The following is an 11674-nucleotide window of genomic DNA, read 5'->3' as shown; positions in this document are numbered from 1 at the left end:
AGGCACTGTGTTGACACGCCATCGTTCATCGCTAAGGTTAGCGCATATCCGCCTACCCGATAAAACCCTTTGATGCCATAACCTATATGCTGATAGCGCACTGCTTTTACCCCCCCCCCATCCCCCCGTAACCGGGGTTACAAGAGGGTGAAAACCACACTCTTCTTCTCAATGCGCCGGGGAGGGCTACTTAATCATGAACATGCGCCGTCAGATCACTTTCCAGCATTTTCAAGCGCTCCTTCACTTTGTCCCCGAAGTTCAGTTCGCGTAATATCTTTTCTTGCTTGTGCCGCAAACTCACGAAACCTCCCTTAGCCCTCTTCCCAAACACTTGGTTGACGCAGACATCGATAAAAGCATTCTCTTTGGTGGTCGGTGATTCACTGCTTTTTATTACTTTCAGATCCTTCAGTAATTCCGTATCCTTGTCTTTAAGTTTCATGATGACCTCATCTATGGCCTTATCTAATTCGCTGTCATCATCTAAAATTGTTGGCGCATTCATGCCGAAAAGCGTTAGGGAATCCGAAGGCGCGATTTTGTTATATTGAGTTATTAAAGACTCCACCTCTGTTTGCGCATCTTCCATTACTGCCATCTCTGCCTTCAGCGCCTCTAACCGGAATCCGATCTCTCTGCCTACCCTTATCTGCCTCCTGATCTTATCCAACCGATCAAATGAATGATTCATCGCGCCGACACAGGCATCCACAAGAGGCTCCAAGCCATCATCATCCACATAGTCGCGGTAGATCGCATGCATGACTTTGGCAACTGCCTGGTCTGAAGCAGCGCTGTCCGGTGAAATCATCCCCATGGCATCCGGAGACTCGGTCGTATTCATATCGTCCCCGGCAACCGGCGCCAACTTCCGCCCCCTGAAAGCACCCGCTATCATCTCTTGCGAAAGTAGCGTTATCATTGTTTTGTCAATGCGCGCCAGCATCAACACATATGAAACCCGGTCTATCGCCCCATTGGCATATGCTTCACAGGCGCGATACATTCTGTCGCGCAACAATTGCATCACCGCCAATCGCTCTCCCAATTGAATGATGCTCTCGTTAAGAGAAATCATCGCATCCCCATCCTGATTTTTCAGCGACAAAGCGGATGAAATGGCTTGCGCAACATCGGGAGGCGGTTCAATGCAAAGAATCCTCTCGCCGTCGTGATGCGGATCGCTTTTGTTCAACAGAATCCGTTGCTTGGCATCTATTATGATTGATTTGTTTTCAAGATTGACAGTGCGATAGAGCATTCCAATTCGCGCACCCCGCCAGGGAGACAGCCAATACAATGCCGATGATGGCTCTTGGCAGTTTTATTGTTTCAGTAATCACGTCACTTGCTCCAGCCGAGACGGGAGCGCGGTCAAGGCCCCTGTCAAGCACACTTGTTTTCATGGGCATACTGAACCGCTTTCGTGGGACAGCAACCAATCGGCGACTAGCTTGGCGGGCGGCTCATCCGCCTTGGAGTAATCACGAGAGCAACCCGACAATCAACGTCGTTTGCACCGCCGCCACGCCTAACACTACCCCGACCATCCACTTGGTCATCTCCTGCCTGGCCTGAGCGATGTCAACCTTGAGGGCGGCCTCAACCTGGGCGATGTCGGCCTTGAGGGCTGCCTCAACCTGGGCGATGTCGGCCTTGAGGGCGGCCTCAACCTGGGCGAGGTCTGCCTCAATCTGGGCGATGTCAGCCTTGAGGGCTGCCTCAACCTGGGCGAGGTCGGCCTTGAGGGCGGCCTCAACCTGGGCGAGATCAGCCTTGAGGGCGGCCTCAACCTGAGCGATGTCAACCTTGAGGGCGGCCTCAACCTGGGCGATGTCAGCCTCAACCTGGGCGATGTCGGCCTTGAGGGCGGCCTCAACCTGGGCGAGGTCAGCCTTGGTCGCCAGGTTGGTGTTGAGCAACAACGCTTGCTCCTCAGACAAGGCCTCCGCTTGCTGCTCGGTAAAACCGGTCCCAGTCAAATGCTTGATGAAGCGATGGGTGTCAAATGCAATGGCTTCGTTCATGGCCGTTATTCTGCCGTGTGTGCCGCCTTGCTGTCAACTGCTTTGAACAGTCCCTGTAAGGAGAAGAGGATGAGGCGCCCAAGGGGTCGCCGCCGCGGCGCGCATCGCAAGCGGCGGGCGCAACCCATCCTGCGCTTGCCTGCAGAGGCGGACTGCGCCTACCAGCACACCGATACGCCGAACTCCTTGCCGGTTGATGTTCCCATCGAATTGGCGGGCGCAACCCGCCCTGCGCCGGTCGCCGCCCACCCTGCCGACGCTGAAATTAAAACCGCACTTCGCCTTTGAGCAGGATGGCGTGTTCGGTCGCGGCGGCGCTCGGCTCGCGGCGTTCGCCGACCAGGTTCAGGTCAAAGCGCGAACCCGCTTTCCAGTTCAAGCCGATGCGGGCGTCCATGCGGGCGCTGTAGTCGGCGGCGCCGTCATCGCTATCCGCCGGCAAATCTTCCCATAACCGCTGGATGCCGCCGCCGCCAGCGAGGACGCGCGATTGGCTCGCCTCCACCGTCATCCGCAGGCGGGTGGCGTCCACATCTTTCTTGTCAATGCCGACGCCGCCTTTCACTTCCATCGCGGTTTGCAAGGCTTCGCCTTTGAGCCGCAGACTGCTCGCGCCGCCCTGCCATAACTGGCCGCTGCCGCCGACGCCAATGGTGCGTTGGTTTATGTCGCTTGAGTTCTTAACCCCGCTCTGCGTAATCTCCAACTCGCCGTTGCCATAGCCGACGGTCGCCCATAAATCCAACTGGCCGGCGCGCCAGCCGATATAGGGGTGCACGCTGGTCAGGTCAATTTCGTGGTCGCCCTTGCCGAGGGCGCTGCCTTTGTAGTCCAAATCGCTATTCAGCCACGATACCGCCAAGCCGGCGAGGACATCATTGGCGATGCGCGCATCAAAGCCCAGATGCGCACCGGTCAGGTCGCCGTCCCAGTTCAGAGCGCCGCTCTTGCTGGACAAATTGCGGTATTCGCCGCTGCCCCACAATGCCAACGATGAGCCGCCGGTCGCGCCATCGCCGGCGTTCAGCGGCAGCGTGAAGCCGGAGCCGGCCAGCATCTTCTTGAAGTCGCCGAGGTCATCAGTCGCGGTCCCGCCACGAGTACTGAGCGCACCGGCCAGACTGCTCTGCCCGCCGATGGCAACCGAGCGCGTCGCGCTTCCAGCCTGCCCAATCCGCCGGGCAATCGCGCTGACCGTGCTGTCCGCCATGGCGCGCGCGACTTCCGGCAGGATTACGTTATTAAGGTCGGAAAATTCGCCCTCCGCCTTCACCAGGTTCACCACTTCTACATTGCTGAACGCAACCACATCGTTGTTGCCCTGCATATAAGTAATGGTGCCTCGGTTCGCAGTATAGGATACCTGGATGGTCGCCTTTGGCGGGATAACCGGGTCTACGGTCAGGATTATGCTCCCCCCCGACTTGATAGCGGTGACCGTGTGGTTATTAGTACTGCCGTCCAGGGTGGAGGTGGAGGTGACGGTGATCGCCACCGTGACGGTATCCTTGCCGCCGGCATTGGTGGCGGTGATGGCGTAGGTGATCATATCTGCCGTCGCCGTGGGTGTGCCGGAGATGGCGCCGGTTGACGTGTCAAACTCCAGACCAGCACTAAGTGTCTCATCAATGCTGTAGCTGGTCACCGCGCCACCGCTTGAGGCGATGGTCACCGGCGTGATCTCCGCGTCTACCGTGGCGGTCAGCGTCGCGACGCTGGCGCTGATGGACGGGACGGCCGGGTTGTTGACGGTGATCGTCACCGTGACGGTAGCCGTGCCGCCGGCATTGGTGGCGGTGATGGTGTAGGTGATCTCATCCGCCGTCGCCGTGGGTGTGCCGGAGATGGCGCCGGTTGACGTGTCAAACTCCAGACCATCGCTAAGTGTCGAATCAATGCTGTAGCTGGTCACCGCACCGCCGCCACTTGGGTCGATGGTCACCGGCGTAATCTCCGCGTCTACCGTGGCGGTCAGCGTCTCGACGCTGGCGCTGATGGACGGGACGGCCGGGTTGTTGACGGTGATCGTCACCGTGACGGTAGCCGTGCCGCCGGCATTGGTGGCGGTGATGGTGTAGGTGGTCTCATCCGCCGTCGCCGTGGGTGTGCCGGAGATGGCGCCGGTTGACGTGTCAAACTCCAGACCATCGCTAAGTGTCGAATCAATGCTGTAGCTGGTCACCGCACCGCCGCCACTTGGGTCGATGGTCACCGGCGTAATCTCCGCGTCTACCGTGGCGGTCAGCGTCTCGACGCTGGCGCTGATGGACGGGACGGCCGGGTTGTTGACGGTGATCGTCACCGTGACGGTAGCCGTGCCGCCGGCATTGGTGGCGGTGATGGTGTAGGTGGTCTCATCCGCCGTCGCCGTGGGTGTGCCGGAGATGGCACCGGTTGACGTGTCAAACTCCAGACCAGCGCTAAGTGTCGAATCAATGCTGTAGCTGGTCACCGCGCCACCGCTTGAGGCGATGGTCACCGACGTGATCTCCGCGTCTACCGTGGCGGTCAGCGTCGCGACGCTGGCGCTGATGGACGGGACGGCCGGGTTGTTGACGGTGATCGTCACCGTGGCGGTATCCTCGCCGGTGACATTGGTGGCGGTGATGGTGTAGGTGATCTCATCCGCCGTCGCCGTGGGTGTGCCGGAGATGGCGCCGGTTGACGTGTCAAACTCCAGACCATCGCTAAGTATCGGATCAATGCTGTAGCTGGTCACCGCACCGCCGCTACTTGGGTCGATGGTCACCGACGTGATCTCCGCGTCTACCGTGGCGGTCAGCGTCGCGACGCTGGCGCTGATGGACGGGGCGGCCAGAGTTAGTGTAATAATTACAGGTTCTGACAAGGCAGATTCGTTACCTAGTGCATCCCGTGATGTTACAGTAAGGGAATTCTCACCTGGATTTAATGTTAGAGTAATACTCCAGTTGCCATCTGTATCAAGATTTGCATTAGCAACAAATGAGTCTTTATTGTATACGCCAACAGATGTTGTATCAACTGCAGTGCCAACAAGTGTAAATGATGCTGTGGATACTGTGGCAGCTGTTGTGGTGATTGCTGGAACTGGAGGAGGTATTGTATCAAGGTCATTGGTTACAGTAGCGGATACAAGGGATTGGTTGCCTACCGCATCAGTTGTAGTTGCAGTGAATACATTGCTACCTTCAGCCAAGTCTATGTTAGTAATACTCCAGTTTCCATCAGAGTCAATTACCACTGGATCTAATGCGTTATTGTTTTGAATTAGTGTAAGTGTTGAACCAGGTTCACCAGTTCCAGTGAATGTTGGAAAATTAATAGTCACAAGGAGAGGGTCTGGTTGGGCAATTATAGGAGCTTCAGGTCGTACGGTATCAAGTGTGATGATTAAAGACTCTGTGGAATCAGATGTGTTGCCTGAAGCATCAGTTGCAGTGACAGTAAATACATTGGCACCCTCAGTTAATGTTCGGGTAACACTCCAATTTCCATCAGGTGTAGTAGTGACAGTTGGTAATGATGTGCCATTGTGAATTAGTGCGATAGTCGAATCAGCTTCTGCAGTTCCTGTTATATCTATGCCAGGTTGATTTGTAATAGTTACTGTCGTGGTAATTACAGGTACTGGAGGTGGTGTTGAGTCTACCGGGCTGTTGACGGTGATCGTCACCGTGACATCAGCCGTGCCGCCGGCATTGGTGGCGGTGATGGTGTAGATGGTCTCCTCCCTCGCCGCCGAGGGTATGCCGGAGATGCTGCCGTCTGTCGTGTTAAAATCAGACCCTGATTGGCAATCGTCGGACTGACGCTGTAGCTGTCCACCGCACCGCCGCCACTTGGGTCGATGGTCACCGACGTGATCTCCACGCCTACCGTGGCGATCAGCGTCGAGACGCTGACGCTGATGGACGGAGGAGGAGTAGGCTCACCTAGTATGATGGCTACAGATGCTGACAAGGCGGATTCGTTACCTAGTGCATCCCTTGAAGTTACAGCGAAATTATTGGTACCTTGATTTAATGTTACATCAATAGTCCAGTTGCCATCTGTATCAAGATTTGCATTAGCAACAAATGTGTCTTTATTGTATACGCCAACAGATGTTGTATCAGTTGCAGTTCCAACAAGTGTAAATGATGATGTAGTGACTGTGGCAGCTGTTGTGGTAATTTTAGGAACTGGAGGTGGTATGGTATCCAAGTCATTGATTACAGGAACTGATACGATGGATTGGTTGCCTGCCGCATCAGTTGTAGTTGCAATGAAGACATTGTTACCTTCCTTTAAATCTATGATAATACTCCAGTTAATGCGTTATTGTTTTGAATTAGTACAAGTGTTGAACCAGGTTCACCAGTTCCAGTAAATGTTGGGAAATCAATATTCGTAAGGAGAGGTTGTGGTTGGTTAATTACAGGAGGATCAGGTCGTATTGTATCTAGTGTGACAGATACAGACTGTGTTGGATCAGATACATTTCCAGAAGCATCAGTTGCAGTGACAGTAAATGCGTTAGCACCTTCAGTTAATGTTACAGTGACACTCCAGTTGCCATCAGATGTAGTACTGACAGTTGGTAATGGTGTGCCATTGTTAGTTAGTGTGATAGTTGAATCAGCTTCTGCAGTTCCTGATACAGTTAGGTCAGGTTGATTTGTGAGGGATGGTGTCGTTGAGGTGATTGTTGGAACTGGAGGAGGTGTTGTATCAAGGTCATTGGTTACAGTAACTGATACGATTGATTGGTTGCCTGCCGCATCAGTTGTAGTTGCAATGAATACATTGTTACCTTCCTTTAAATCTATGATAATACTCCAGTTTCCATCAGAGTCAATTACCACTGTAGGTAATGCTTTATTGTTTTGAATTAGTGTAAGTGTTGAACCAGGTTCACCAGTTCCAGTGAATGTTGGGAAATTAATATTCGTAAGGAGAGGTTGTGGTTGGTTAATTACAGGAGGATCAGGTCGTATTGTATCTAGTGTGACAGATACAGACTCTGTTGAATCAGATATATTGTTAGAACTGTCAGTTGCAGTGACAGTGAATACGTTAGCACCTTCAGTTAATGTTAGGGTAATACTCCAATTTCCATCAGTTGCAGTGACAGTTGGTAATGATGTGCCATTGTTAGTTAGTGTGATAGTTGAATCAGCTTCTGCAGTTCCTGATACAGTTAGGTCAGGTTGCTTTGTGAGGGATGGTGTTGTTGAAGTAATTACAGGAACTGGAGGTGGTGTCGAGTCTACATTAGGATCATCTAGTGTAATAATTACAGGTTCTGACAAGGCAGATTCGTTACCTAGTGCATCTCGTGATGTTACAGTAAGGGAATTCTCACCTTGATTTAATGTTAGAGTGATACTCCAGTTGCCAAATCTATCAAGATTTGCATTTGCAACAAAGGAGTCTTTATTGTATACGCCAACAGATGTTGTATCAACTGCAGTGCCAACAAGTGTAAATGATGATGTAGTTACTGTGGCAGCTGATGTGGTGATTTTAGGAACTGGAGGTGGTATGGTATCAAGATCATTGATTACAGGAACTGATACGATTGATTGGTTGCCTGCCGGATCAGTTTGAGTTGCAATGAAGACATTGTTACCTTCCTTTAAATCTATGACAATACTCCTGTTTCCATCAGCGTCAATTACCACTGGCTCTAATGCGTTATTGTTTTGAATTAGTACAAGTGTGGCACCAGGTTCACCAGTTCCAGTGAATGTTGGAAAATTAATAGTCACAAGGAGAGGTTGTGGTTGGTTAATTACAGGAGGATCAGGTCGTATGGTATCTAGTGTGACAGATACAGACCCTGTTGGATCAGATACGTTGTCAGAACTGTCAGTTGCAGTGACAGTAAATGTGTTAGCACCTTCAGTTAATGTTAGGGTAATACTCCAATTTCCATCAGTTGCAGTGACAGTTGGTAATGATGTGCCATTGTTAGTTAGTGTGATAGTTGAATCAGCTTCTGCAGTTCCTGATACAGTTAGGTCAGGTTGTTTTGTGAGGGATGGTGTCGTTGAGGTAATTACTGGGGCTGCAGGAGTGTTTTGGGACCATGCTGTGGATGCCATCCCGATCGACATGCCCATTACAACCAACAGTTTCAGCAAAAAAAGAGTGCCAAGACGATATGCCAAGACGATAAGAGATAGTTTTTAAGAGTGTCATTTTCATCATTACTAACCCACATTTAATGCTTCTTTAAAAGATTGATTAATGATTCATCAACCTATACGTATCCGCAACGTATCACCAACTTCCCGAGTTGTCAATAGATTGTATGGGTCCACCACATATTGCACTTTTTGTTGTTGTCGATGATAACCTGAACTGGCGTTTTCAGTGCAAGCCCTTTGTGGGGTCGGATGGCGTTTCATCCAATCTGCATCCCCTAGTCCGCCTTCGGGCGCTATCTTCAGGTATTGCAATTCGAGTTAATTATTGCGCGGGTTGGTATTCCAATCAAAAGGCGATTAAACTCAACGACACCAATTCATGCCTACAACTTCAAGGCAGGCGATAGCAAAATATAAATAATGAATACTGACAACAAACCCGATATCCGATTCAGTGCGCTGATCAGGTCGGCAATGGTGATCTTCAGTATCACGCTGTTGGTATTCGCGGTGATGCCAAACTTTGCGCAGGATAGCGGCCAGGCTGACCAACCAGGCGGTGCCTCGCAGATTTCCCGGGAGGAATTGCGAGAGGTGCTGACCGAAATGCTGCTGGGCGATCGAGTGCAACTTAATACCGGGCAGACTGGCTCTGGCGCAACAGCCAATGCAAATGATACGACTGCCAATAACAAGCCGGGAATCGAAGACATGGCACAAAGCCAGGCTGCCGTGTTCGGCGAAAAGCTGGCGGCGCTGGTGCAACAATTTCCCGATTATCCCGAAGCTTTTTCCAGGGCGTTTGCAAAGGTTGCCAACCCGGAAACCGGCTGGTCCGGTTTCCGGGTGTTAATGACCATCGTGGTTACTTTTATTGCCGGACTCCTGGCTGAGCTGTTTACAACGCGCAAGTTGCTGGAGCGACTCTATGTTTATGTCGAAGGCAAAGAGAAAACTTCTGTGTTGAAATACAAGTTTATTGTTATGCGGGTGATGATCCAGCTCATTGGCGTGGCGGTGCTGGCAGTGGGAACCTACACCATCGGGGCTCTTTCTTTCGCGGACAACCGGTACTTCGAGTTGGCGTTTACAGAGATCCTGGCTGCGCTTGTGATGTTCCGGTTGTGGATGATCCTGCTCAGAAATATTTTCTCGCCCTACCGGCCGGAGCTTCGGCCAGTTCCACTGGACGATGATTCTTCAAGGCAATTATACCTTTGGTTTATCGTGTTTTTCGCCATCATCGAGTTTGGCGACGCGCTGTTTAGATATCTGACCCCGGCCGGCATGGGCGAAACGCAGGTTAACGGACTGTTGATTCCGTACACCTTGTCCCTGAATCTGATTATCCTGAGCCGCATCTGGGCGATGCGCAAAAAAATTACCGGCATGTTTATCACCGCTACAGGCGCCAACTATCAGAATAATTTTGCCCAAGAATTTTTATATACCGCGTGGCCATTTGTTTTCACTGCCTGGTTGCTGTTGTTGTGGATGCTTTGGCTTTACAAGGCCTTTCTGGGCCAATGGGATGACGCTCAATATGTCAGTATCAGCTGGTGGATCACGCTTGCGTTCTTCGTCGCTGACCGGATATTTTATGGTCTGGTTAAAAACGTGATCAACATTGAGTGGTTGCACGGGGTCACATTCGAGGTGCGTTCCAGCCGGTTTATTCGCATCGTTCAGAACGGCTTTCGGCTGCTTATGATTGCCGTTGCCATGTATATGTTCAGCCTTGCTCTGGGCCTGCCGGCCGATAGCCTGATGAAGAAAAGCGTCGGCAACAAATTTCTTGCCCAAGGAATAAATTTGTTGGTCATCACCACCATTGCCTACATTGTCTGGGAGTTCTTTAATGCTCTGATCGAACGCAGTTTGCCCAAAGAGGTGGACGCCATTACGGCACTGGAAGAAGGCGAGGGCGGCGGGGCCGGAGCGACTCGGGCTGAAACCCTGCTGCCGCTGATGCGAACCTGCCTGACCGTCGTGCTGATTTCGTTTTTAGTGCTGTCGGTGTTGCATTCCCTGGGCATCGCGATCACGCCACTGCTGGCGGGCGCAGGGGTTGTGGGTATCGCCATCGGATTCGGCGCACAGAAACTGGTGCAAGATGTGTTGAGCGGTATTTTCTTTCTTGTGGATGACGCGTTTCGCAAGAACGAGTACATAGAAATAGAAGACCTGCGCGGCACCGTGGAAAAAATCTCCCTGAGATCGATGCAACTGCGACATCATTTGGGTGCGGTGCAGACCATTCCATATGGCGAAATCAAGACCGTTAAAAACATTAGCCGAGACTGGATTACCATGAAATTGGAGCTTCGTCTTCCATATGATGCCGATATTGAGCAGATTCGTAAAATTATCAAGAAGGTGGGGCAGGACATGCTTGAGGATGAGGTGCTCGGGCCTAGCTTTATCCTGCCGCTAAAGTCACAGGGGGTGATGCGCGTTGAGGAATCCGCGCTCATCATGCGCATGAAATTCACCACTAAACCCGGCGAGCAATGGGTCATCAGACGCGAAGCCTATCGCAACGTCAGAGACGCTCTGGCAGCGGCTGGAATTTTCTTTGCCCATCGCGAAGTGCGGGTTCGATTACCTGATGACCAGCCTGCCAAAGAATTAACCGCCGACAAACCGGCTGCAAATGAAACCGTGTCTAAGGCCGCTGCCGCGGCGGCTGGCAACATTATCGCTGAAGAAGCTGAAAAAAAGAGCAAGATCGATTATAGCGACGACATGTAGGCTGCGGGCGTTCAGCAAGCACGGGAATCTGATCAAAACTTCTGGCAACAGGCGGGTTAAACAATGGGCTAAACGATTGACGGTTCGCTATTTGATAATGTGCCATCGCCCTTTAATATAATCACCGCCCTTAAATAACCTCGTCATCAATCATTTGTTGAAGCGCTTTTATATTGCCTTTTAAGCTAGGCAAGTGCGGGTTCGCTTTCAGGGCTCTTTGCATATACTGCAATGCCAGCCGGCGTTCCTGCAACCGTAGATAAATCATTCCTTGCCCGGACAAAGCGCCAAAATGGCGCGGTTCAAGGTCAAGCGTTTTGGCGACATCCTCGGTGGATAGTTGGTATTCCCCGAGGATGTAATAAACCGTTGCCCGGCGATTCCATCCTTCGGCAAATTGCGGGGCAATTTCAATTATCTCGGTAAAATATTTCACCGCTTCGTCATACTTGGCGCGACGCATACTCAGCTCGCCACGATTCATAAGATCAGTCACTTCAGGAATATCGGATTGATACCAATTTTTCCAAATTTGTTTGGTAATCCCTGCGGCTTCAACGCTATCAAGCGTCTCGTTCAATCGGGTAAACAAGACATCCAGTTCGGGATTGTTTTGGTCTGCGTAGGTTGGCATTCCACCGATTAGAATGGCAAGCGCTGTAACTTGAAGAATTCGCCGCATGTTTAAATCGCCCGCGTTTTCAATTTAGAGTTGGAAATACTAACAAGGTTCACTGGCAATCATACATCGCCTGAGGATAACTTAACTTGACTGCCGCA

8 protein-coding genes are annotated in these 11674 nt (G+C 51.6%); 2 read left to right on the top strand and 6 right to left on the bottom strand.

Annotated features, from left to right (window positions below; genetic code table 11):
- Positions 1 to 190: 190 nt before the first annotated feature.
- Both ACPXXB_RS00915 and ACPXXB_RS00910 read right to left on the bottom strand, forming a co-directional pair.
- Positions 191 to 1264: a hypothetical protein gene (locus ACPXXB_RS00915; protein WP_423908377.1), complete on the bottom strand. Its 1074-nt coding sequence runs from the start codon at positions 1262 to 1264 to the stop codon at positions 191 to 193.
- 223 nt (positions 1265 to 1487) lie between these two features.
- The gene (locus ACPXXB_RS00910) at positions 1488 to 2030 is read right to left on the bottom strand and encodes a coiled-coil domain-containing protein (protein WP_423908376.1); all 543 of its coding nucleotides are present in this window, start codon (positions 2028 to 2030) and stop codon (positions 1488 to 1490) included.
- A gap of 69 nt (positions 2031 to 2099) precedes the next feature.
- Between ACPXXB_RS00910 and ACPXXB_RS00905 the strand changes: the two genes are divergently transcribed.
- On the top strand, positions 2100 to 2318 hold the full coding sequence (locus tag ACPXXB_RS00905) for a hypothetical protein (protein WP_423907162.1): 219 nt from the start codon (positions 2100 to 2102) through the stop codon (positions 2316 to 2318).
- On the opposite strand, the gene ACPXXB_RS00900 is transcribed toward ACPXXB_RS00905, so the two are convergent.
- The 3 genes from ACPXXB_RS00900 to ACPXXB_RS00890 all read right to left on the bottom strand — a co-directional run bounded on the left by ACPXXB_RS00900 (position 2296) and on the right by ACPXXB_RS00890 (position 8098).
- Positions 2296 to 5685 carry a putative Ig domain-containing protein gene (locus tag ACPXXB_RS00900; RefSeq protein WP_423908374.1) on the bottom strand — a complete coding sequence of 1130 codons (3390 nt, stop codon included), beginning with the start codon at positions 5683 to 5685 and terminating at the stop codon, positions 2296 to 2298. The genes ACPXXB_RS00905 and ACPXXB_RS00900 overlap by 23 nt on opposite strands.
- Positions 5682 to 5972, bottom strand: coding sequence for a hypothetical protein (locus ACPXXB_RS00895; protein ID WP_423908372.1), 291 nt, complete (start codon positions 5970 to 5972; stop codon positions 5682 to 5684). The genes ACPXXB_RS00900 and ACPXXB_RS00895 overlap by 4 nt, the downstream gene beginning before the upstream one ends.
- Positions 5973 to 6304: 332 nt before the next feature.
- Positions 6305 to 8098 (bottom strand): Ig-like domain-containing protein, encoded by a 1794-nt coding sequence (locus tag ACPXXB_RS00890; RefSeq protein ID WP_423908370.1) that lies wholly within the window; start codon positions 8096 to 8098, stop codon positions 6305 to 6307.
- 465 nt (positions 8099 to 8563) lie between these two features.
- Here ACPXXB_RS00890 and ACPXXB_RS00885 point away from each other — a divergent pair, with 465 nt between their 5' ends.
- Positions 8564 to 10894 (top strand): mechanosensitive ion channel family protein, encoded by a 2331-nt coding sequence (locus tag ACPXXB_RS00885; RefSeq protein WP_423908368.1) that lies wholly within the window; start codon positions 8564 to 8566, stop codon positions 10892 to 10894.
- Positions 10895 to 11024: 130 nt separating this feature from the next.
- Here the strand turns inward: ACPXXB_RS00885 and ACPXXB_RS00880 are convergent, their stop codons facing one another.
- Positions 11025 to 11576 carry a tetratricopeptide repeat protein gene (locus ACPXXB_RS00880; protein ID WP_423908367.1) on the bottom strand — a complete coding sequence of 184 codons (552 nt, stop codon included), beginning with the start codon at positions 11574 to 11576 and terminating at the stop codon, positions 11025 to 11027.
- Between the last annotated feature and the right edge of the window lie 98 nt (positions 11577 to 11674).

It is taken from the genome of Candidatus Spongiihabitans sp. (genome assembly GCF_965237845.1).
Lineage (GTDB): Bacteria > Pseudomonadota > Gammaproteobacteria > Arenicellales > Poriferihabitantaceae > Spongiihabitans.
This window is presented reverse-complemented; position numbering and strand designations above follow the sequence as displayed.